20 protein-coding genes are annotated in these 21,856 nt (G+C 61.9%); 9 read left to right on the plus strand and 11 right to left on the minus strand.

Features of this window, described 5'->3' with window-relative positions; translation table 11 throughout:
- Positions 1-11 precede the first annotated feature (11 nt).
- Both ACKAMS_RS07430 and ACKAMS_RS07435 read right to left on the minus strand, forming a co-directional pair.
- The gene (locus ACKAMS_RS07430) at positions 12-776 is read right to left on the minus strand and encodes a glycerophosphodiester phosphodiesterase (RefSeq protein ID WP_020968088.1); all 765 of its coding nucleotides are present in this window, start codon (positions 774-776) and stop codon (positions 12-14) included.
- Complete coding sequence (locus tag ACKAMS_RS07435; protein ID WP_080909299.1) at positions 773-1,750, minus strand: DUF4328 domain-containing protein; 978 nt, start codon at positions 1,748-1,750, stop codon at positions 773-775. Before ACKAMS_RS07435 ends, ACKAMS_RS07430 begins: the two co-directional genes overlap by 4 nt.
- Positions 1,751-2,165: 415 nt before the next feature.
- On the opposite strand from ACKAMS_RS07435, the gene ACKAMS_RS07440 reads away from it, so the two are divergent.
- Positions 2,166-3,947 carry a hypothetical protein gene (locus tag ACKAMS_RS07440; RefSeq protein WP_080909300.1) on the plus strand — a complete coding sequence of 594 codons (1,782 nt, stop codon included), beginning with the start codon at positions 2,166-2,168 and terminating at the stop codon, positions 3,945-3,947.
- Between the two features lie 16 nt (positions 3,948-3,963).
- A complete protein-coding gene (locus tag ACKAMS_RS07445) occupies positions 3,964-4,893 on the plus strand; it encodes an LLM class F420-dependent oxidoreductase (RefSeq protein WP_020905735.1) in 930 nt (309 codons plus the stop codon).
- A gap of 15 nt (positions 4,894-4,908) precedes the next feature.
- On the opposite strand, the gene ACKAMS_RS07450 is transcribed toward ACKAMS_RS07445, so the two are convergent.
- From ACKAMS_RS07450 to ACKAMS_RS07460, 3 genes are all read right to left on the minus strand, one after another.
- Entirely contained in the window at positions 4,909-5,406 is a 498-nt protein-coding gene (locus tag ACKAMS_RS07450; protein ID WP_225989429.1) for a hypothetical protein, read from the minus strand.
- A 210-nt stretch (positions 5,407-5,616) separates the two neighbouring features.
- Positions 5,617-6,330 (minus strand): peptide-methionine (S)-S-oxide reductase MsrA, encoded by a 714-nt coding sequence (gene msrA, locus ACKAMS_RS07455; protein ID WP_020905733.1) that lies wholly within the window; start codon positions 6,328-6,330, stop codon positions 5,617-5,619.
- On the minus strand, positions 6,269-7,447 hold the full coding sequence (locus ACKAMS_RS07460) for an acyltransferase (protein WP_020968085.1): 1,179 nt from the start codon (positions 7,445-7,447) through the stop codon (positions 6,269-6,271). Before ACKAMS_RS07460 ends, msrA begins: the two co-directional genes overlap by 62 nt.
- Before the next feature lie 260 nt (positions 7,448-7,707).
- Here ACKAMS_RS07460 and ACKAMS_RS07465 point away from each other — a divergent pair, with 260 nt between their 5' ends.
- Positions 7,708-8,331, plus strand: coding sequence for a superoxide dismutase (locus tag ACKAMS_RS07465; protein ID WP_408988820.1), 624 nt, complete (start codon positions 7,708-7,710; stop codon positions 8,329-8,331).
- Here ACKAMS_RS07465 and ACKAMS_RS07470 read toward each other — a convergent pair whose 3' ends face one another.
- The 4 genes from ACKAMS_RS07470 to ACKAMS_RS07485 all read right to left on the minus strand — a co-directional run bounded on the left by ACKAMS_RS07470 (position 8,332) and on the right by ACKAMS_RS07485 (position 12,939).
- Entirely contained in the window at positions 8,332-9,678 is a 1,347-nt protein-coding gene (locus ACKAMS_RS07470) for a hypothetical protein (RefSeq protein WP_021342413.1), read from the minus strand.
- A 44-nt stretch (positions 9,679-9,722) separates the two neighbouring features.
- The gene (locus ACKAMS_RS07475) at positions 9,723-10,871 is read right to left on the minus strand and encodes an AI-2E family transporter (RefSeq protein ID WP_020905730.1); all 1,149 of its coding nucleotides are present in this window, start codon (positions 10,869-10,871) and stop codon (positions 9,723-9,725) included.
- Positions 10,861-11,433, minus strand: coding sequence for an HdeD family acid-resistance protein (locus ACKAMS_RS07480; RefSeq protein WP_019746361.1), 573 nt, complete (start codon positions 11,431-11,433; stop codon positions 10,861-10,863). Before ACKAMS_RS07480 ends, ACKAMS_RS07475 begins: the two co-directional genes overlap by 11 nt.
- Positions 11,434-11,589: 156 nt before the next feature.
- The gene (locus ACKAMS_RS07485) at positions 11,590-12,939 is read right to left on the minus strand and encodes a DUF1254 domain-containing protein (RefSeq protein WP_021332695.1); all 1,350 of its coding nucleotides are present in this window, start codon (positions 12,937-12,939) and stop codon (positions 11,590-11,592) included.
- A gap of 165 nt (positions 12,940-13,104) precedes the next feature.
- Between ACKAMS_RS07485 and ACKAMS_RS07490 the strand changes: the two genes are divergently transcribed.
- Positions 13,105-13,632 (plus strand): hypothetical protein, encoded by a 528-nt coding sequence (locus ACKAMS_RS07490; RefSeq protein ID WP_019746359.1) that lies wholly within the window; start codon positions 13,105-13,107, stop codon positions 13,630-13,632.
- 292 nt (positions 13,633-13,924) lie between these two features.
- Entirely contained in the window at positions 13,925-14,638 is a 714-nt protein-coding gene (locus ACKAMS_RS07495; RefSeq protein WP_019746358.1) for a TMEM165/GDT1 family protein, read from the plus strand.
- Between the two features lie 3 nt (positions 14,639-14,641).
- Here ACKAMS_RS07495 and ACKAMS_RS07500 read toward each other — a convergent pair whose 3' ends face one another.
- Positions 14,642-15,661: an Lrp/AsnC family transcriptional regulator gene (locus tag ACKAMS_RS07500; RefSeq protein WP_211919005.1), complete on the minus strand. Its 1,020-nt coding sequence runs from the start codon at positions 15,659-15,661 to the stop codon at positions 14,642-14,644.
- Positions 15,662-15,760: 99 nt separating this feature from the next.
- On the opposite strand from ACKAMS_RS07500, the gene ACKAMS_RS07505 reads away from it, so the two are divergent.
- Genes ACKAMS_RS07505 through ACKAMS_RS07515 form a run of 3 tightly spaced genes read left to right on the plus strand, consistent with a single transcriptional unit; the run spans position 15,761 to position 19,744 of the window.
- A complete protein-coding gene (locus tag ACKAMS_RS07505) occupies positions 15,761-16,969 on the plus strand; it encodes an MFS transporter (protein WP_211919004.1) in 1,209 nt (402 codons plus the stop codon).
- Between the two features lie 27 nt (positions 16,970-16,996).
- The gene (locus tag ACKAMS_RS07510; protein WP_047889364.1) at positions 16,997-18,259 is read left to right on the plus strand and encodes an amidohydrolase; all 1,263 of its coding nucleotides are present in this window, start codon (positions 16,997-16,999) and stop codon (positions 18,257-18,259) included.
- Between the two features lie 33 nt (positions 18,260-18,292).
- Entirely contained in the window at positions 18,293-19,744 is a 1,452-nt protein-coding gene (locus ACKAMS_RS07515; protein WP_029254175.1) for an amidase, read from the plus strand.
- A gap of 12 nt (positions 19,745-19,756) precedes the next feature.
- On the opposite strand, the gene ACKAMS_RS07520 is transcribed toward ACKAMS_RS07515, so the two are convergent.
- Positions 19,757-20,770, minus strand: a complete 1,014-nt coding sequence (locus tag ACKAMS_RS07520; RefSeq protein WP_408988821.1) for an ABC transporter substrate-binding protein — start codon at positions 20,768-20,770, stop codon at positions 19,757-19,759.
- 152 nt (positions 20,771-20,922) lie between these two features.
- Between ACKAMS_RS07520 and ACKAMS_RS07525 the strand changes: the two genes are divergently transcribed.
- Positions 20,923-21,813 (plus strand): AraC family transcriptional regulator, encoded by an 891-nt coding sequence (locus tag ACKAMS_RS07525; protein WP_198538398.1) that lies wholly within the window; start codon positions 20,923-20,925, stop codon positions 21,811-21,813.
- Positions 21,814-21,856: the final 43 nt, after the last annotated feature.

Raw genomic sequence — 21,856 nt, forward strand, 5'->3', positions numbered from 1 at the left:
GAGGGCAAAATCTACACGCTGCTCAGCCATTGCTTCGTGCGCCCGGGATGGTTGGTGGCCACCCAACTGACCCCGAGCTCACGACACAGGTCCACATCCGCCTTGTCGTCGACGGTCCAGCAGTACGTCGCGCGACCCGCAGCGGCAGCCCGATCGACCAGATCGGGATGTTCGCGCAGCGCCTTGATCGACGGCCCGATCGCCGTGGCGCCGACAGCCGTCGACGCACCACCGCCGAGGTACCGCGACGCGTCACCGAGCAGGACCGTCGGCAGCAGCGGTGCCGAACGGCGCACTCGCCAGACCGCAGTAGCCGAGAAAGACATGACCACCGCGCGAGAGTGATCGGCCGACGGCGGCGACGCGATCCCGAAGCGGTGCAGTTCCGCGAGAAGTTTTGCTTCGACCAGGCCGCCGAACCGCACGGGGTGTTTGGTTTCGATGAACAGCTTCACCGGGCGAGCGAAATCCAGGGCGAGGGTGATGAGGTCGGAGAGAGTCAGCAGTTCGGCCGGTTCGCTCGTCGACCCGTAGTCCAGAGCGTTCAGCGAATCGAGCGTCATCTCGCTGACGATCCCGGTGCCGCTGGAGGTGCGATCGACCTTGCGGTCGTGAACGCAGACCAGGTGCCCGTCGCGGGTGAGCCGGACGTCGCATTCGAGCCCGTCGGCACCCTCCTCGAGGGCCAGTTCGTAGGCGGCGAGGGTGTGCTCCGGCCGCGCAGCCGACGCACCTCGGTGCGCAACGACGAGTGGACCTCGACGATCTGGGCTCACAGGGCAGCGGTCTCCTTCTCTTCCAACACCGTCTTCTCTTCCAACACCGTCTTCTCTTCCAGCACCGAGCGCGGCACTGGCACCCATCGAGTTTCCGATTCGGGTTCGCCGCGCCAACCCCTGCGCTCGATCCGTCGGATCACGACGAGCGTCAACGCCGCGGTGACTGCTGCGACCAATGCGATGAAGGCGTTCAGCAGAACCCCGTCGGCCATTGCCTGAATCCCCGGGCGTGATCGCCAGTACGCGTTGACCACCAGCAGCAGAGCGCTGAACCCCCAGAAGCCCCACCAGATCTTCACCAGCAGAGTTCCGCGCGGATCGCGGCGGACCAACTCGAAGAGATAAACCGCCGGCATCACGAGGTTGAGGATCGGCACAGCGCAGCCGACGACAACTTCCGACGCTGTGCGCGGATCGGATTCCCCGGCACCTGCGAAGTGTTCATGACGCCGACGAAGTAGCCAGCACACACCGGCGACAGCCGCGAAGACCGAGATCAGCAGTCCACCCAACTGAGTGAAGTACACGGCGGCGTCGGAGACCGTGAGAAGCCACTGCGGGATCAGCGTGGTGCGGTTACGCACCAGGATCGCGTATCTGCCCAGTTCGGCGAACACAGCGAGTCCGTAGAGGATTGTCGCGAGTGTCAGCAACGGCCCGACTCGGTCGGCCATCCGGTCCGCTCGCGAGGGCGGCACCGGTGAGGTGTCGACGATGTCCTGGAGTCCCCACTGCGGGACGGCGTCGTAGCGCGGGGTGGTGAGGCTACGACGCACTGGTGCGTCCCCCACGCCGCGTGGGTCGGACGGTGAGCGCGCGATCCAGCGGAAGCCTCGACGGTTGGGTGGTTGGTAGATCTCGGTGCGGGTGGGGATCAGCAGGACGCCGCTGCAGCGCGGGCACCACTGCGTTGGGCCGCCGACGACAGGCCATCGTGCGGCGCACCGGGCGCAGACCTGAACGACACTCACAACTTCGATTCTGTCACGCCGTATCGGTAACGGCAGCAAATGGATTCACTCCCGATTTGTGATCGAACCTCCACCGCGTTCACCTGCATTGTTCGAATAATGTGACCTCCGCCACTTAAAAACTCGAGTTATCCACAGTTTCCACAGGTTCATCCACAGTTCTGGATGAATGAATCGGGCTTTATCCACAGGTCACGGGCAAGACCCTGAGAATTTGCTGACAGGTGTTAGCGAACGATGCACAGGCTCGAGGATGAATTTGACACCGCAGGTCAGTGAACTTTTGGGCGTCGGCGTCATTTATCCCGGCAAAGTTCACAATCCATTCAGAAATTGCTCCCGAAAAGACAGAAAAGACCGTTATCCCTTTTTTGCGGGAAGTCGGTTTTTGACACACCTGGAAGCATGACCGTCGATGACTTCTCCACAGCCCGAGCCAACTCTGACGTTCACCCCGAAACGGGTCGCGCAGCTCGCGTTCGTGTTGATCGGATGTCAGCTCGTCATTCGCGCCTGGGTTGCCGCGAGCAATTACTTCTACTGGGACGACCTCATCCTGATGGGCCGCGGAGGACGCTTCCCTCTCTTCTCGAGCGAACTCCTGCTCTACGACCACGACGGTCACTTCATGCCCGCGGCCTTCTTCTTCACCGGGTTGATCACCCGCATCGCGCCGTACAACTGGGCGCTGTCGGCAACGCTGCTCGTCATCGGCCAGGCCGCGGCGTCGTTGGCGCTTCTGCGCACTCTTCGGTTGGTCCTTGGTTGGCGACCGGCGCTGTTGATTCCGCTGATCCTGTATCTCTTCGTCCCGCTGACCCTTCCGTCGTTCTCGTGGTGGGCGGCCGCACTCAACGCCTTGCCGCTTCAGATCGCGCTTGCCTGGGCATGCGGCGACGCGATCAAGCTGTACCGCACCGGACATGTGCGCTACGTGTTCTCGGGCACCGCGGTTTTTGTCGTCTCTCTGCTGTTCTTCGAGAAGGCAGTGCTCGTTCCGTTCGTGGCACTCGCTTTTCTGGTGCTGTACTTGCGCACACAAGGTGAAGGAACGCCGATACGAAGTGCGGTCACGAAGTGCCGACGCCTGTGGACGGCCTGCGCCGCCGTGCTCGCGATCTGGATTCCGGTGTATCTGACAACTGTCGAATCTCCGATCACCGGCAACGGCCGTTCCATGTCCACCGAACTGCTGCATCACGGCACGTCTTTGGGGATGCTTCCCACCCTTCTCGGCGGCCCCTGGCGCTGGGAGCGGTGGATCCCCAGCCCCGCCTGGGCCGATCCGCCGACGGTCTTGGTGGCCGCGGCCTGGGCCGCGCTGCTGACGACGGTCGTGATGACCGTGCGTGCCCGACGCGGCGCTGCCTGGATCTGGGTCGCCGCGGCGCTGTACTTCCTGGCCTCTGTCGTGGCGATGACCGCTACCCGATCCGACGCCGACACCACGTACGAGTTGGCGCAGACCTTGCGTTACTTCACGGATTCGGCGACGGTGTTCGCCCTCGCCGCCGCTCTGATTCTCGCTGCACCTCGGCGGCGTCCGGCCCGGATACCCGTCGCAGTCGCCGCCGGCCTGTCGGCGCTCTTCGTGGTCAGTTCGCTCGTCTCGACCGTCACGTTCGTCGACATCTGGCGCGAGAACCCGACTCGCGACTACCTCGCCAACGCGCGAATGTCGTTGTCACAGAATGAGGATGCTCCACTGCTCGAGCAACCCGTCGCGATCGAAGTGCTCCTTCCCGTCGCCTTTCCGAACAATTTGGCAAGCAATGTTCTCGCGCCACTGCCTGATCGCCCCGAATTTTCTTCCAGCACTCCGATTCTGCGCAACATCGACGACAGCGGACGGATTGTCGATGCCGAAGTGACCTGGACGAGAAGGATTCCCGAAGGAGCGGCACCGAACTGCGGCACCCGTGCCGAAGGCCCGACCGAACTCCCCCTCGACGGCCCCCTGGCCGGCTGGGAATGGACGGTGCAGCTCAATTACCTCGCGAGCACCGACGGAACGATCGATGTCGCGTTGGAGTCCGGCGACGCAGTATCGGTACCCGTGACGCAGGGTTTGCACTCGGCATTCGTGCGCCTGGTCGGCCACGGAAACAGTGTGAAGATCACGCCGACAACGCCGGGACTGACGCTGTGTTTCGGCGCCGGACAAGTCGGTGCCGTCGTCCCGACCTCCGCAAAATAGTGGCAGAGTAGAAGTCATGGAGCTGCGTATATTCACCGAACCCCAGCAGGGCGCTACCTACGAACAACTACTGACTGTTGCCCAGACTGCCGAAAAACTCGGCTACGGCGCATTTTTCCGCTCGGACCACTATCTCGCCATGAATTCCGACGGCCTTCCCGGACCCACCGACGCGTGGATCACGCTCGCCGGAATCGCCCGCGAAACATCCACCATCCGCCTCGGCACTCTGGTGACGTCGGCTACGTTCCGTCACGCCGGACCGCTGGCCATCTCGGTCGCACAGGTCGATCAGATGAGTGGTGGCCGCGTAGACCTCGGCATCGGTGCCGGCTGGTACGAGGAAGAGCACCAGGCGTACGGCATCCCGTTCCCGGCGCTCAAGGATCGCTTCGAACTGCTCGAGGAAACTCTCGACGTAGTGACCGGCCTGTGGCGTACGCCGGTCGGCGACACGTTCGACTACGACGGTAAGCACGTGCAGATCAAGAACTCTCCCGCGCTTCCCAAACCGCACCAGGTCGACGGTCCGCCGATCCTGATCGGTGGCACGGGCAAGAAGAAGACTCCGGCGCTCGCCGCTCGGTTCGCGAACGAGTTCAACATCCCGTTCAAGTCCCTCGCGGAAACGAAGGACATCTTTGCGCGGGTTCGTCAGGCTTGCATCGACATCGAGCGCGATCCGAACGAATTGGTGTACTCCAACGCTCTCGTCCTGTGCTGCGGCCGCGACGAGGCGGAGATCAAGAAGCGCGCCGAAGCGATCGGACGCGACGTGGACGAGCTACGTGAGAACGGTCTGGCCGGAACACCTTCGGAGCTGGTCGACAAGATCGGCACTTTCGCCGAGGCCGGTTCACAGCGCGTGTACCTGCAGACTCTCGATCTGGCCGATCTGGATCATCTCGAACTCGTCGCAAGCGAGGTCATGCCCCAACTGCAGTGAGGAAAGGTCCGGGATCTACAGCGCGTTCGCGTCGAGGAACGCGCGTAGGTCTCGGTCCCACTGGGCCGAGCGGGAACGATCGAGAAAGACCCGCACCAGCATGAACGCGATGACCAACAGGGACATCACGCTGAACCAGGTGAAAACCCCGGTCACCACGGCTGCGACGTCGGCAGCACTCTGTGTGATCGGAGCTACGGTCTTGTCGCCGTGATCGTTGACGTAGATGGGGACCTCGGTGCCGACGGGCGTCGCCGAGTCGACAGTGACATCACCCGTGTGAACCTCACCGTTCCAGTTCCATTGCGCGCTGGCCATTTCGGTGGTCGGTGCAATGTAATCGGCTGTCGAGGGGGTGGTCTGCGTCGAGTCTGCAGTCGTCGTCGCCGAAATGCTGTGTAGTTCGGCGGATTGTTTGGCGATCAGTGCGTTCTGGCTCGAAGCCGTCGCAGCCCCTGCCCATACCGCGAGAGGCAGCAGAAGAATCGCGAAAATGATCAGACCGAAGGACATGAATCCTTCGATCCGATCACTGCGGCGAACCATCGGATCGTGGCCTACATGAATGGTGCGTCGGAGCAGCGACGCAGTTCCTCGCGTACTACCTGACATTATTAGCTCAGTTCTCTCGACGACACACTCTTACATCGAGATTCCCTTTGTTTCGATCTAGTTGCAAGTGTTAACGAGCTGAATCACATGTGTCCTCCAACACCTGTCCAGTTATTCACTCGGCGGAAGGATGTCCGTCTGCGCCGGAACCTGATCCTGACGGAGCAATCCGACCGGGCAACTGACGCCGGTGGCATGCACCGGGCAGTAGCCGCCGGGGTTCTTCGCCAAATACTGCTGGTGGTAATCCTCCGCGTAGAAGAAGTCGCGCAGCGGACCGATTTCGGTGGTGATCGCGCCGTATCCGGCTTCGGCAAGTCGTTCACCGAAAGCGACGGCCGACGCATGAGCGATTTCTTCCTGCTCGGCGGACGTCGTGAAGATCGCCGAACGGTACTGCGAGCCCTGGTCGTTACCCTGACGCATCCCCTGCGTCGGATCGTGGTTCTCCCAGAAGTGCGCCAGGATCTGCTCGTAGGAGATCACTGCGGGATCGAAGACCACCAGCACCACTTCGGTGTGACCCGTACGTCCGGAGCACGTTTCTTCGTACGTCGGGTTGGGGGTGAAGCCTCCCGCATAACCCGCAGCGGTTGTGTACACACCGGGAAGCTGCCAGAACTCCTTCTCGGCGCCCCAGAAACAACCCATCCCGACGACGACGGTCTGCAGTTCGGCCGGAAACGGCGGCGTCAACGGATGCCCGTTGACGTAGTGCGCGGTAGGTACCGGCATTTTCTGCTCTCGCCCGGGTAGGGCGTCCTCAGGCGCGATCAGCGTGGATTTTGCGGACGCTCGTCCCAGAATGTCGTCGTACCAGCTCATGCTTCGATGCTACGCGCGAGCGGCTGTTTCGCCACGCCGTGACCGCGCGGGCGCCGGGCAGCTCCACCCACCGGTAGCCGATTTCTGCTACCGCGGCCGTTGCCAGAAGGAAGAGTGCAAACGCCAGCGTCGGTCCAACGTACAAAACGGTGTTCTCGACAACGCGGTACAGGATCAGGGTGTGCACGAGATAGATGATGTAACTGCGCGTCGAAAGCCATTTCACGACCGACCAGCGCGTCGGGACACCGTCGTAGCGGCCGATGAGAACTACCGCTGCGGCGACTACCGAAATTGTCCACAGGTAGTGCTCGCCGGCCCAGTAGACGCGGAACTGGGTCGCCACGATGATGACGTGCATCTGAACGAGGACGGCAACGATCAGCCAGCGGCCGGGAGCGAGCTTGGCCCACGCGAGGTACATGATCTGACCGAGGAAGACAGCCGGCAGCGTCGCGGCGATCTTGGACAGCATCGGCACCGTGTACGGCAACGGCGCGTAGACGTTGTAGAGCAGCACCAGTGAGCACAGTGCTCCGCCGGCGAGCGGCATGACGATTGGACGCAGACGCAGTATCGGTCGAGCCGCGACGCAGGCGAGATAGAAGAGGAATTGGACGGTGAGCGTCCAGGTCACTCCGAGAACCGCTACCTCGGGCTTGAGAAAGAATCCGCCGAGAAAAAAGCTCATCAACGCTTCGGTATCGGAAATACCTTCCTGACCGCTGAACATTCCGTTGATTCCGAGGCGGACCAGAAGAATGGCAATCGCGGTTGCCACCCAGAATGCGGGCAGCAGGCGGCTGAATCGGTTGGTCAAGAACTTTCCGGGGCCGTCACGAATCGCGGACCGCGTCACCAGAGCGCCGGTCAGCATCATGAATACCGCGACCCCGACAAAAGAGAGGTGCTGGTTGAGTTCGGCGGGCTCGATCAGAACGCCGTAAACGACGTCGATCACCCACCAGCCCGAGCCGAGATCGTCGATGACGTAAAAAGAGATGTGGGAGTAGATCACGGCGGCAACCGCCAGTGCTCGCAGCAGGTCAGCGCCCGGAAGATTCACCCGAGGCGCGGCCGCCTCTGGTGATTCCGGGAGGAAAACTGGTGCGGGCATCGCGCAAGTTTAAGGTTCCGTTCACCTTTACGACGAATTTGCGCATATTAGCTTACCCTTAGATCCAACTAAGTTCGGTTAACCAAACTTTATTCTTTGGTGATTACTACCTGAGCCGGACTGTTGCGGACGGTGTACGAATGTTATTGGGTGGAAACCCGAAGAATGATTTGCACATACGCGAGTGACGTCACGCCGTGACCGGTGATCGACGCACTCTAAAGCACCAGGGCTCACCAGCCCGCAAAGAAGGGACCCTCGTGTCTGTTTACACGCTGCCGGAACTCCCCTACGACTACGCAGCCCTCGAGCCGCACATCTCGGGCAAGATCATGGAGCTGCATCACGACAAGCACCACGCGGCTTACGTTGCCGGCGCCAACGCTGCACTCGAGAAGCTGGCCGAGGCTCGTGAGAACGACACCATCGCAGCGCAGGCCAACCTGCTCGAGAAGAACCTGGCGTTCCACCTCGGTGGCCACACCAACCACACCGTTTTCTGGAACAACCTCAGCGCTGACGGTGGCGACAAGCCCGAAGGCGAGCTCGCCGCAGCGATCGACGACAACTTCGGTTCGTTCGATCTCTTCCGCGCTCACTTCTCCGCGAACGCCAACGCCATCCAGGGCTCCGGCTGGTCCATCCTCGCGTGGGACTCGATCGGACAGCGTCTGATCATCGTCCAGCTCTTCGATCAGCAGGGCAACATCTCCATCGGCCTCACGCCGCTGCTGCTCCTCGACATGTGGGAGCACGCTTTCTACCTCGACTACCAGAACGTCAAGGGCGACTACGTCAAGGCATTCTGGAACATCGTCAACTGGAACGACGTTTCGGCTCGCTTCGACCGTGCACGTACCCAGACCGCAGGTCTGATCGTCTAGTCACAGCTCTTCTTGCGAACGGCGGCGCCTCACCAGGGGCGCCGCCGTTCGCGTCAGCAGAGCGCCACCGAGCAGGACCGTCGTGGCTCCGAAGACCAATGCCAGTGTGCGAGTTCCGGAGTCACCACTGTTCGCGCTGGTCTGATTCACGGCCACCGGATCCGACAGCACCGAGGTCAACTGAACCTGCTGCGGAGTGGTCATCGCCGGAATACCGGATTTTGCGCCGTCGAGGCCCGTGACCAATGACTTGGCGATCCCTTGCAGCGTCGTGAATCCCTGGGTGATCTGATCGGTCACGTCGCCGAGCATCTGCGGTGCCTGATCGGCGATGGGGATGAGTCCGTCGTTCAATTGTCCGGCAGCACTGCTCAGTTGATCGCTTGCGCCTTGCAGCTGCCCGACAGCGGTGCGGACTAGATCACCGAGCTCCGTATCGGGTCCGACCGAGCCACCCAACAGTGCCGGAACGGTGCCCAATTGCGCATTCAGCGCACCGAGATCCGAACTCACACCGGCCAGTTGCGCTGTCACGTCGGGCGGGATCGGAAGGCCGTTCAACGCAGTTTGCAACGTGTCGATCCGTGTCTTCAATTCCGCGGTCGACGACGACGCCTCCCCCAGCGTCAGGCCCAGTGAGTCAGCGCGCGTGGCCAGCTCTTCCGCCGACCCCGACGCCTGATCGACCACGCCGGATACCTGGTCCGCCACGCTCATCAACTCCAACGCTCCCGAGCGTGCGGTCTCGAGATACGGCAGCAGAGTGCCTGCGCCTGCCTTCACCTGATCGATGGACTTTCCGGCCTCATTGGTGCCGGCGACCAGAATCTGTGCGGTGGTGAGGTTTTGATCGATCGAGCGCCGCGCGGCCGAAGTCTGAGCCAGCAAACCCTTGATTCCGTCCGCGCCGACCTGCGCCGATACGGCCCGAGTCAACTCGGCGGACTTCTCCGAGTCCGAGCCATTCACCGCCAGTTCGACACTGGCTTGGCGGGGATCAGTGCCGAACATCGACGCGACGGTTTCGCTGAAGTCTTCCGGCACCGTCAACGTCGCGAAGTAGTTCCCGCCGGGGTTGTCGACCACCTGGAAGTCGAAGTCTTCGTTCTTGCCCAACGTGTCCACCAGGGTGTCGCCGGCCCGAAGTTCCTTGCCGTCGAGCGTGGTTCCCGCGTCGGCGTTCACGATCGCGACGGTGTTCGAGGAATCGGCACCGCCCGCGAAGATCACGAACCCGATCCCCGCCACCGCAGCCGCGACAATCGCGGCCACACCACCCACTGCCAGCCGTCGACCGAGGCGTGACGGCTGGCGGTGGGAGTTCTCGGTGGTGTTCTCGGCGCTCATGGGCGAGACGATAAAGCAACAACTTGTAGAAACACTGAGAAGTTCTAGGTGGGCGCCGGGGTCGGTTTCGCTTCTTCTTTCGGGTCTTCATCCGGTTCGGTTCGAGGACCACTGATCAGGATGTCCGCCCAGCGTGTGGCCGGGTCGATGTCGAGCAGGACGGCCTTCACCAGCAACGAGAGCGGAATCGCCAGCAATGCTCCGAGTGCTCCGAGAACCCACGCCCAGAAGACAAGCGAGAGGAAGGTCATCGTCACCGACAGCCCGACGGCGTCGCCGACGAACTTGGGTTGGATGATGGACTGGATCACGAAGTTGATGACGGAGTAGACGACGATCACCCACAGCATCAGCCACGGCCCGCCCTGAAGGAGTCCCAGGAGCGCCGGTGGGATGACGCCGATGACAAACCCGATGTTGGGGATGTAGTTGGTGATGAAGGACAGCAGCGCCCACAGGACGGGCAGCTGAATGCCCATCAGCCACAGCGCACCACCGTCGAGTACCGCCACGATGAGGCCGAAGACCGTCGAGACGACCAGATATTTGCGAGTTCCGGCGGCAAAGGTGGAGAGCGCGTAGGAGATTTCGGGACGTTGCTCGGACAGCACATTCAACCGTGAGCGGATACTCATGCCGTCGAAAGCCATGAACAGCAACAGCGCGAGGATGAACACCAGATCCGACAGAATGCCGAGCAGACCTTCCAGTCCGCTTTCGAGTACGCCCACGACCTTCGTGAGATCGATACTGCTGAGTGTGCTTTGGATCTGTTCGGTGCTGACTCCGAAGTCGGCCAACTTGTCGCGGCCCTCGTTGAGGAGGTTGGTCATCTCTTCGGAGTATTGAGGCAGGATTGTCGCCAACTGGGCCGTCGACACGATCAACGACGCCGCCAACCCGAGCAGAATCAGGTACACGGTGACCAGTGAGCCGAGCATCCCGACCCACTTGGGCCACCCTCGGCGCTGTGACCAATCCTGAATGGGCTGAACGGCAATCGTCAGCACGAGGGCCAGGAATACCGGTCCGAGGATGCCGCCGAACACCTTCATTCCGCCGACGGCAACCACGGTGGCCGCGAGACCGAGCAGGACGATCAGACCGCGCGGGATCGACCAGTTCGCACTACCGGAAAGCGTGGGGATCGGAGCGGGAGCCGCGGCGGCCGGCTTGCCCTTCTTAGAGAACACCGGCTTCCTTTGCCCGGCTTCTGATCTGGAATGCGCCCACGATCATGAAGAGGCCGAACAAGATTGCGTACCAACCCAACAACCAGATGAGGCTGATGATGCCTTCGCCTGGTGCGATCAGAAGGATGATGCCGAAGATGACCGCGAGCACCGACGCGGCGAGCAGCCATCCCCAACTGGATCCGGGCAGCGCTTTCATCTTGAAGGCGCCGACAATTCCGAAGATTCCGAACATGATGGCGTAGAAGGCAATTATGTACAGAAGTACCAGCGCCGTGATGCCTGGCCAGACCAGCGCGACGATACCGGCTCCCACCGAAACGACGCCGGTGAACACCCACCATCCCCACGAACTCAGGTGTTCGCGGTCCCGGATGGCTCGAACGAGCGTGATCAAGCCGTCGACAATGGAGTAGATACCGAACAGGAAAACCAAGGCCACCACGGTAATTCCCGGCCACACGAGCGCAATGATTCCGAAGATCACGCCGAAGATTCCGCGGATCAGGATCATCCACCAGATCTCTTTGCCGTACTGCACGAACGGGTTCTGCGTGACCATCAGTAGCCTCCGAAGCAAGCGGGTGTCTCTGACCGATTCAACAGCTCTTCAAACAGGGCAATACCGACAGATCGTATGGCTATCGTGACCTTTCCGCCCATCGAAACGCGCGGCTGATACCGAGTTGTGCTCTTCGGGTACGAAGCGAGGGGACTTTCAGCCTGCTTCCCGAATACTTGCTTCCCGAATACCGGGCGCGGTCCACGATCCCGACAGCACTGCAGCCTTCGGCCAGTACAGGCGCAGAAAGACGTTGAAGTCACCGGACGGAGCCGGCAACCAGTTCCGCTCCTTCTCGCCACCAGGCGACTCGTGCTGGAGATAGATGTCCAGCGAGCCGTCGTCGGCGAACACCAGATCACTTCGATCGCCGATGGCATATCGATCGATCGGGTTGTCCACGAAGTACTGTCGCTCGTTCATCATCGTGAGCGACCAGAATCCCTCGACCGGCGGGAGCTCGTCCTTCTCGAAATGAAGTACGTACTTCTTCTCACCGGTCAGAGGCTTACCGTCGACGTCGGTGGTGGCGTGCGGGTACACGGCATCTGCGTCGAGGTTGGCCCCGAAACCGAGCCAGACGATCAGAGCCCGCTGAGCGTAATGAGTCCCGTAATGCCCCAAGCCGCGGTGCATCGTCCAGCCGTTCTTCGGATTGCCTTCCGCCTCCTTGGCGATCTCGCTCAGCACGTCCATTCCGGTTCGCGCAGCTCGGTCGAGGGCATCACGCACCTCTTGCGGGCGCGACTTCCAGGGCAGCGACGAGCCGATTCCGATGTCGGACAGCTGTTTCATCATCTCGGTATCCTCCGGACGCGGAGGATTGTCGTCGAGAAGTGCGTCGAGCGTGGTGAAGAAGGTCTCGCCGTCCATTGCGGCCACCTGGTCCACCGGCGGTGTGCGCGTGTCGACAGCAGAGTTCACCGGAACTTCTCCGGGCGTGTAGTCCTGCGGATCACCTGTCCACTCCGACAGTGGTGTGAGTCGCGTCCGGTCCTGCAGGCTGTGCACTTCGGCCAGGTCTGTTCCCCCTGACGTCGCGTAGCGGGCGACTATCCAATTCATCGCCGTCGGCGACCGCAGCAGCGTCAAACCCTTGGGCACGTTGCCTTTCCAATTCGGTCCGGCCACCAGGTACGGTCCCCCGGTGCGTCCTACCGTCCGAGATCCCGGCACCGTGAAGACGTCGCTCCACGCGTCGAGGATGGGGACCAACCAGTACCGGGTGCCGAAGTCCGGCAGCGAGAGCACCTGCGGTTCCGTCGAGACGTCCAGCCACCCCGACGAGTAAAGAGTGTCCGCGTTGGGCGAGACGACATCGGTGAAGCTCGCATCGGGCGTCGTACGCGCATAAGCGAACTGGTTGAGCGGGGCTTTCATCGCCACCGGGGTCGGCGTCGCCGTCATGACGTCACGCGATACCGCCGCAATCAACAGGGGATACCCGAAGATCCACGCCTGCGTTGCCAGGTCTTCGAGCCGAGAACGGTTCTTCGACAGAGTCATGCCTGCGCATACCACCGCTCTCACCAGCGCAAACCTGGCTGGCACTCTCCCTGTCTTGTGTGCCAGTACCGAATAGGTGCATATTTCGATTACCCAACGAGGTGTGCCGGACCGACGCATGCGCGTCAGACCGAGATTTGCCCCAGCACCGAGGGAGGAACAGAAATGAACAGAAACGAAGCAATAGGCATTTCTCCGTTCCAAGCCGCTGGGTCTTTGCAGGGTTTCGTCATTTCCGGCCGCTGGCCGGACACCACCCAGGAGTGGGCGCAGCTTCTCGCCCTGGCTGTCCGAGTGGCCTCGATGCCGGGATTGTTGCCGACGACGACGGTCTTCGGAGTGCGTGAGGACGTTCCCGAGGATCCGCAACCCGGCACTGTCGGTCTGGTGGTTGCCGAAGGTCCGGTGCTCGGCGATTTTGCACTGACACCCGGCCGTTTCTCCGACCATCAGCCGCCGGCACTGATCATGCTGCACCCGCCGTCGGAAACCACCCCCAGCCTGCCGGAATGCGAGGGAAGCGCGTCGGGGTGCGTACTACTGCCAGGACTTCCCTACCTGGGCTTGGAGCATCGTGCGGCCTGGGTGGAGGCAGAGCCGGACGGCACGGTCGTCTCCATGATCAGCCGCGTCGGCATCGATTTGATCAGCGATCCCGACACCGCTGTTTTGGCCATGCTCCTCGCTTCGTGACGGCCGCGGTAAGCGATAAGTTTGGACTCCCAAACTTGCTGTGCGCTTTGCCAATTCGAGCCGACCGCGCTAACGTGGGTAGCAACGAAGGGGAGTAGCCCCCAATCGCCTGTGTCGACATACTGGTTCGACGCGCTCCGCCTGGTGCGGATCGCGAAGCACCCGGCCTGGCGAACCGAAGGTCCTGTGGCCTCGGTGGGCGAGACCTTCGGCCGGACAAGCGCACTATGCGCCTGCCCAGGCCGGAGGCTCGCATTTTTCCTCCGACCTACACCGACCGGAGGAGTAAACCTTGCTTGCCGCAATACTTTTGAGTTTCGGCGTCATTTTCGTCGCTGAACTCGGCGACAAGTCGCAACTGATGGCAATGACGTTTGCCTTGCGATATCGCTGGTGGGTCGTTCTCGGCGGAATCACCGTCGCCACCACCCTTGTTCACCTTGTCTCGGTCGCCGTCGGCCACTACCTGGGCGTCGCACTCCCCACCGCGGCAATCTCCATCGTCGGCGGTATCGCGTTCCTGATCTTCGGCCTCTGGACCCTGCGCGGTGACGATCTCACCGACGACGAGCAGAACAAGGCCGGTCGCGTCACGCGATCCGCCTTCATCGCCGTCGCGTCGGCCTTCTTCCTGGCAGAACTCGGCGACAAGACCATGCTCGCCACCATCACCCTTGCGACCGACAACGACTGGATCGGCGTCTGGATCGGGTCGACGGTAGGCATGGTGGCGGCCGACGCTCTCGCCATCATCGTCGGCTCGGTACTGGGCAAGCACCTCCCGGACGGATTCATCAAGATCGGCGCCGCGGTGCTGTTCTTCGTCTTCGGTGTCTGGCTGCTGCTCGAGGGCATCTTCCCCGACTCGTCGGCCGGCATCATCGGCGGTGGCGTTGTCCTGGCAGTGTCCGTACTGGGTGCGCTGGCTCGGATGATCTGGAAGCGCTCCCGTGCAACCGACTCCGATACACACCTCGTCGACGACAATCGGACGCCGATCGACTGACGCTCAACGAATAACGTCGCCGGCGCCCCAAATCGCGACCGGGACATGACCTTCCGCCACTCCGCTCGGTCCGAGCAGCTGCCCGAACCGCTTCATCGGGTGCAGCGAGACACGTCGATCGAGGATCCGCACACTACCGATTCGGCGGAGTCGATCCTCGACGACAAGACTCTGCGCGAGGGTGCTCAGCCACACGCTGATCAACATGTTCGCTGTTCCGGTAGTCGCCACCAACAATCTGATCTCCGGCCAACTCGACACAAGATTGCCGAGTTCGTCGGTGGAACCGTCCACAGCGACATCGAAGATCACTTCGAACGGTGAACCGACAGCCTGTTGCGAGACATCGCAGCGGAAAATCAACTGTCGCGATGCAGTCAGCTGGGCCAAGCGCCGTCGAATCGCAGTCTCGTTCGTTCCACAAATCGCGGCGAGACGCGCATAGCTGGCACGTCCGTCACGGCCGAGCGCCTCCAACAGGGCACCGTCGGACTCACGGAACACTGTCGGATCTGCCGGCGCCGCAGCGGTTGCCAGCTGAGCGCGACCTGCTTGCCCCAGAGCGCCCGGCTCCCAACTGAAGCCGTCCCGGTACACCTTCACCCCGACCCGGCTTCTGATCGACAAGATTCCAGGATCGGCAGCAAGGTGCTCACACACCAAGGCGTCCAAACTCTTCTGGTCGGCGGCCACAACTCCGACGAAGTACTCGTACTCACCTTCCGTCCTGGCCAACAGATAAGCGCAGGCCAGCTCACGTAACCGCTCCCCCACGTCGGCAACCGCATCCTGAGTGGTCCTGATCAGGAGATAGCCGAATATGTGGGTTCGACCGATTGCGACCGCGTTGACCCACGAATGACCGTTCGAGACGAGTCGACGCCACCGGCGGGCGATCGTCGTCGAATCCATGTCGAGCACCGAGGACAACTGCGTCCACGACGCGCGGGGGTTGAGTTGGAGTGCATTGATGATCTCCAGATCAGATTCCGCGATCACAAATGCGTCGGATTCCGGCTTCATCTGCCAAGTATTGCTGGATTACTGCATTCTGGCCGGTGATCCCTGCCTGTTTGCCAAGGATACGTGAATCACTTCACAGGTTCACCACTTGGAGGCCCAGTGCTTCGCTCCACCAAAGTCACGGTCGCGCTGCTGTTCGTCGCCTACGCGATCGACTACATAGACCGGCTGGCGATCAACCTCGCCCTCCCTTTGCTCGGTGAGGAGTTCGATCTCGACTACTCCCAGCGTGGGTTGATCATCTCCACGTTCTTCATTGCATACACACTGGCCCAACTGCCTGGTGGACTGCTCGCCGATCGATACGGCGCAGTCCGGATGGCTCTGATCGGGTTGGTGGCGTGGAGTGTCTTCACCGGCCTCACTGCCCTTGCGTGGTCGTTCGGGACGCTTCTGGTTGTTCGCTTTCTCTTCGGTCTCGCACAGGGCGTGTTTCCGGCAGCCGCAGTAAAGCTGGTTGCCGAACGCAGCATCCCGGAGCAACGTGCCACCGCAACCGGATGGATGAACAGTTCCAACGCCGTCGGTACGCTTCTCGCCATTGTCGTTGCGGCAGCGCTTCTCCCGTTGATCGGCTGGCGTGGGATGTTTCTGGCCGTCGCGGCGCTCGGCGTACTCTCGCTCGTCAGCATCAAGTTGTGGCTCCCGCCCGCACTTCAGGCGGAGATCGACCACGGTCCGGATTCCTCCTGGGACAACATGCGCACCGTACTTCGCTCCCGCGCGATGTGGCTCTTCGCCTTGATGTTCTTCGGCTACGACTTCGTGATCTGGGGGATGTCGTCCTGGGTTCCGTCCTACCTCCATGACGAACGTGGAATCGCCCTCTCGAGTGCGAGCCTCCTTCTCATCCCGGCAACCGTGGTGGCCGCCGTGACCACCGTCGTCGGCGGCCGAATCTCGGATCGACTGGCAGGCAACAGCCGCATCGTCGTAGTGCCGTCCATGCTCGCGTGCATCGTGATGCTCGTTTCAGTTCCTTTCGCCTCCAACACGGCCTTGTTCGTCGTTCTCGTCACCCTCGGATCTGCCGCTGCCTCTTTCGCTTTCATGCCGTGTTTTGCACTCCCACTTCGTAGCCTGCCTTCTTCGGTGGTCGGAGCCGCCTCGTCGATGATCATTTTCGGCGGCATGGTCGCCGGGATTGTCGCGCCGCTGGTGTTCGGATTCATCGTGGACCATCTCTCCTGGTCAGCGGCGTTCGTATCGCTCGCGCTCGGGCCCGTCGTGGCGATCATCGCGGTAATGGCAGCGCCGCAGACCCGAGAAAAGATGCTGAACCTGGTGCAACTGAAAACCGCCAACTGATCATCACCAACCGAAAGAAGATCGACCATGAATCAACTGCTTTCGAATCTTGAATTCGGAGACCCGTCGCGGTTGCGAACCGTCGAGCCGCACTGGTTCGATCTGTACCGGGACCTGCACGCACACCCCGAGTTGTCCGGCAACGAAACTCGCACTGCCGCACTTGTTGCCGAAGAGCTTCGGCGGATCGGCGGCTGGGACGTCACGATCGGAGTCGGCGGCACGGGTGTCGTCGGTGTTCTCCAAGGGAGCAGCGGGCCGGTGATCCTGCTACGCGCCGACATGGACGCGTTGCCGGTCGCAGAAGACACCGGGTTGTCATACGCCTCCAAGACGGATGGCGTCATGCATGCGTGCGGCCACGACGTCCACGTCACCGCGCTACTTGCCACGTGCGCAGCACTTTCCGCGGATCCGACGTCGATCACCGGCACTGTTGTCGCGGTCTTCCAGCCTGCCGAGGAGACCGGGTCCGGCGCTCGTGCGATGGTCGACGACGGAATCTTCGACCGTTTCCCGCGACCGGACCTCTGCCTGGGACAACACGTGGGTCCGACTCCGGCTGGGATGCTGGTCAGCAAACCCGACATCTTGATGGCAGCATCCGACACGATTCGAGTGGTTTTTCACGGCCGTGGTGGACATGCGTCCTCGCCGTACGCGTGCATCGACCCCTTGTTGATGGCAGCATCTTTCGCGCTGCGCATTCAAAGTCTGGTCGCTCATGAAGCGGCAACCCCGACAGCACCGGTGCTCACGGTGGGAGCATTGCACGCCGGCACAGCTGCGAACATCATTGCCGACGACGCCGAACTACTACTCAGTCTGCGAACTTTCAGCGCATCGTCGCGAGAACACATGCTCGAATCTGTAGGCCGGATCGCTCGCGCAGAAGCGGACGGAGCAGGCGCCACCGAAGCGCCGGACGTTCATGCGTACAACGGCTTTCCGGCCACGGTCAACACTCCGGACGCAACGTCCACGGTGATGACCGACCTACGCCGGGCCGGATTGGGAATGCACACCCTGCCGCAACCACTTTCAGGCAGCGAGGACTTCGGAGTCTTCGGCACTGCTGCCCAATGCCCCTCCGTATTCTGGCATTTCGGCGGGACGGCGCTTCGGAGTTTCGACGAAAGAGCTCTCGCCGCACTCGCCGAGGGACGGATTCCTCCCGGCACACCCTCGAATCACTCACCGCGCTTCGCGCCGGATCCGGCCGCGGCACTACCCGAAGGTGTCACGGCTATGACTGCGGCCGCACTGGGCGCCCTTGCGCGAAGCGCGTGATTCCTACACATACTTCTCCAGGGAGATAACGCCATGTCAGACGACCTGCATTACCTCAGCGCCACCGAAGCTATTGCACACTTTCGCACGCGAGAATTGTCTCCGGTCGAACTGCTACAAGCAGTCGTCGACCGAACCCAGAAGTTCGAACCTCACATCAATGCCTTCACCGAAGAGATGTTCGAGGAGGCACTGACCGGCGCTCGGGAAGCTGAGAGCCGATATCTCGGCCACGGACCCGATCCGCGGCCGCTCGAGGGAATTCCGGTAGCTGCCAAGGAAAAACATGCTATTGCCGGAAAGTCTCTGACCGAAGGTTCGCTGGCGGCACGCGGAAACATCGCCCGCGAGAACGCACCGGTGATCGATCGAGTTCTGGCAGCAGGCGGCCTGATTCACGCACGCACCACGACGCCGGAGTTCTGTGTTGCGGCGTTCACGCACTCTCCACTGTGGGGCGTGACTCGCAATCCCTGGAACCTCGATTACAGCCCCGGCGGTTCATCCGGAGGTGCGGGCGCCGCCCTCGCTGCCGGAACTACCACTCTGGCAACAGCATCCGATATCGGAGGGTCGACGCGGGGCCCGGCAGGCTTCACCGGCACCGTCGGGCTCAAAGCGTCGTACGGCCGCATTCCCGGGGTCGCCCCGCTGTCCATGGATTCCTACCGTGGCGACGGTCCGATGGCCCGAACTGTCGACGACGCAATTCTTTTGGCCAACGTTCTGATCGGGCCGGATCCGCGTGACCATTCTTCCCTCAGGCCGGCGATCACGCTGCCACACGAGTACCCGTCGGTCGAGGGAATGCGCATTGCCCTGTGCCTGCGGCTCGGTGACTTCCCCATCGAGCCTGACATCGAGGCGAACACCCGGGCTCTCGCACAGTCGTTGGTCGATGCCGGCGCGATCGTCGAGGAGATCGAGTTGCCGTGGACTCGTGATTCGATGGCAGCAGCGGTGAAAGTCCATTTCGGAACGATCATGGGTGCATCCGTCGCGGAAGTTGCTCGCGTCCACGGTGATCTTCTTGCCGACTACACGCTCGACAACGTCGCGATCACGTCGAAGGGCGCTGCGGAAATGTCATTTCTGGACGGCCTTCGCAAAGAAACCCAGATGCAACGAGAGCTCGCCGAGGCGATGGCTCCATTCGATGCGCTGATCTGCCCGACTTCGGGCACCATCGCCTTCCCGGCAGGCGAGTCTTTGCTCGACGGCCTCACGGTTGCGGGCCAGCACGTGAACACCACCGCCGAAGCACTTCTCACGTTGCCGTTCAACGTCGCCAATCGGTGCCCCGTACTAGCGGTGCCCAGTGGACACGCACACAACGGCGTTCCCACGGGCGTCCAGATCGTCGGCCATACGTACGACGAACCGACCGTGTTCCGGATCGGCAAAGCACTGGAGAAGATCCGCCCGTGGGCATACACCGACCAGCATCAACCGAGGCTGGATGTGGTGGCGCCGGCTTCCTCTTGATCGCTGAGGAGATCAGCGCTTGGCTCTGATCTCCTCAGCAATCGGCTGGAACTGCTCGAGGAACGTCAGGGCCCAACCGAACGACGCGACGCCCTCGTAGTCGAACGAGTACACCTGATCGTTCTTGACGGCGCGCAGACGCTGGAAGATGGTGTCGTTCGCCAACTTCTCGTTGATGGGGCCCTTGCCACTGTTGGTGATGATGACGTCGGCTTCGTCGAGTAGCTCCAACTGCTCCTTCGGGAACCACTCGTTGCTGCCGGCAGGAATTGCGAGTGAGCGGTCGTTGAACTGGAACCCGGCCTCGCTGATGACCGTCGTCTGATACTTGGTCGGCGAGTACAGCGAGAAACCACTCTCCTCGAAGTACGTGGTGTAGACGACCTTCACCTTGCTCAACACGTCAGCGTTGTCGCTGCGGAACTTCGCGATCCGCGCCTCGTATCGGTCTGCCAACTCTTGAACCTTCGCACTCTGGTTGAGTGCGTCCGCGACCCCGAGGGCGCGCTCCTTCCACGCGTACTTGCCGTCTTCGGCAAAAACTGCGGTCGGTGCAATCGACCGGATCTGCTCGTAAAGATCCGGGTTGTTCTCCGAAAGGAGGTTGGTCATCACGATCAAGTCGGGAGACAAAGCCGCTATCGCCTCGGCGTTGGGCTCGTACCAGCGTCCCACCTTCGGAAGAGACCGCAGGGCAGACGCATACGGTTCCGGGACACCGTCGGCGTTCTCGTAGTCCACCGGCAATCCGACGGGGGTGAATCCGGCGTCGAACATCGCGGGGCCCGTGTAGTAATCGGCGCTGACCACTCGCTGCGGGTTGGTGGGAACCTCCACCTGCCCCAGTGCCGTGTTGATGGTGCGCATCGAGCCCTCGGCCGATTCACTGGAGCTGGTTCCACAGGCCGTGAGCAATCCGATCCCCGCCAAGGCACCGGCCCCGAGGAAACCGCGTCGGGTAAGTGCTGCGGTGATGCGAGCGAACTCGGCATCGGTATCAGCGGTAGGCAAGAGAAGTGATGTCATGGGTTTCCTGACGGTATCCGAATTAGGGCTACCTAAAATTACTCTCACCTGCACTGTTACGGTGAAGCGTCATGGCCAACCACTGTTTCGATCGAGCCATCGATACGCGCACCCCCTCGGTCGACGGCCGGAAGCCGGTACGTTCTTGGTTCGTGACGCCTTCGCGACAGGACTTCCCCGGCATCATGTTGTGGGGAGCGCCGACCCTGGAACCGTCGACGTGGAACGAGCCGGTGTCCACCCCGAACCGGATCGTCGCGGAGCCGTGGTCCGTCAGCACCATCCGGTTCAAGAGCACGGCAACTGGTGTCTGGGATTTCCATACCCACCGCGAACATGAACTGCTGTGGTCGGCAGGTGGGACCGTCACACTCGAAGCGTCCGAACACCTCTGGATGGTTCCGCCGATGCTCGGCATCTGGATTCCTGCCGGCACTGCGCACCGTGTCCGCTCCGACGACGGCGCCGTCATCTTCGCGACGTACCTGACGCCGGATCGAATCGACACCGATTGGGACTCGATAGTCGGCATACCCATGACCGGTGCACTTCGGGAGGTGTTGTTACACAACGAGAACAACGCCATGCCCGACCTGAAGCGACTACGGCTACAGCAGGTGGCAATCGACCTCATCCATCCCGTTCAGGCCGCGAGTCTCGACATTCCGTTGCCGAGAACGCCTGACCTTCTTTCGATTGCCCAGCAGATCATCGCCGATCCGGCGGACGACCGCACCACTTCCGACTGGGCTCGCACCATCGGCGTGAGTGGCCGGACCTTGATGCGTCGCTTCCAGGCAGACACCGGCACGACGCTCACTCAATGGCGAATTCTGGTGCGCGTCCGCGTTGCATTGATCGAGATTGCCGCAGGCAAACCTGTCGTCGCCGTGGCCCGCGGCCTCGGGTATGCCAACCCTGGAACGTTCATCGACCTGTTCAGGCAGGTCATCGGCCACACCCCCGCCGCGTACTTCCGCTCGTTCTCACCTGTCATGAAACCGCATCAGAATGGCACCAAACCCGCACGGGTGACACGTTAGCGTTGTTAGGCAAGGCAAACCATGTTGCCCGAACACGTTGGAG

It is taken from the genome of Rhodococcus sp. 5A-K4 (genome assembly GCF_046097995.1).
Taxonomy (GTDB): domain Bacteria; phylum Actinomycetota; class Actinomycetes; order Mycobacteriales; family Mycobacteriaceae; genus Rhodococcus_F; species Rhodococcus_F erythropolis.

Bases quoted from the DNA above. Each gene is read 5' to 3' on its own strand.
- ACKAMS_RS07440 (WP_080909300.1), top strand. From the start codon at position 2,166: ATGACTTCTCCACAGCCCGAGCCAACTCTGACGTTCACCCCGAAACGG.
- ACKAMS_RS07445 (WP_020905735.1), top strand. From the start codon at position 3,964: ATGGAGCTGCGTATATTCACCGAACCCCAGCAGGGCGCTACCTACGAA.
- ACKAMS_RS07450 (WP_225989429.1), bottom strand. From the start codon at position 5,406: ATGTCCTTCGGTCTGATCATTTTCGCGATTCTTCTGCTGCCTCTCGCG.
- msrA (WP_020905733.1), bottom strand. From the start codon at position 6,330: ATGAGCTGGTACGACGACATTCTGGGACGAGCGTCCGCAAAATCCACG.
- ACKAMS_RS07460 (WP_020968085.1), bottom strand. From the start codon at position 7,447: ATGCCCGCACCAGTTTTCCTCCCGGAATCACCAGAGGCGGCCGCGCCT.
- ACKAMS_RS07470 (WP_021342413.1), bottom strand. From the start codon at position 9,678: ATGAGCGCCGAGAACACCACCGAGAACTCCCACCGCCAGCCGTCACGC.
- ACKAMS_RS07480 (WP_019746361.1), bottom strand. From the start codon at position 11,433: ATGGTCACGCAGAACCCGTTCGTGCAGTACGGCAAAGAGATCTGGTGG.
- ACKAMS_RS07485 (WP_021332695.1), bottom strand. From the start codon at position 12,939: ATGACTCTGTCGAAGAACCGTTCTCGGCTCGAAGACCTGGCAACGCAG.
- ACKAMS_RS07490 (WP_019746359.1), top strand. From the start codon at position 13,105: ATGAACAGAAACGAAGCAATAGGCATTTCTCCGTTCCAAGCCGCTGGG.
- ACKAMS_RS07500 (WP_211919005.1), bottom strand. From the start codon at position 15,661: ATGAAGCCGGAATCCGACGCATTTGTGATCGCGGAATCTGATCTGGAG.
- ACKAMS_RS07510 (WP_047889364.1), top strand. From the start codon at position 16,997: ATGAATCAACTGCTTTCGAATCTTGAATTCGGAGACCCGTCGCGGTTG.
- ACKAMS_RS07515 (WP_029254175.1), top strand. From the start codon at position 18,293: ATGTCAGACGACCTGCATTACCTCAGCGCCACCGAAGCTATTGCACAC.
- ACKAMS_RS07520 (WP_408988821.1), bottom strand. From the start codon at position 20,770: ATGACATCACTTCTCTTGCCTACCGCTGATACCGATGCCGAGTTCGCT.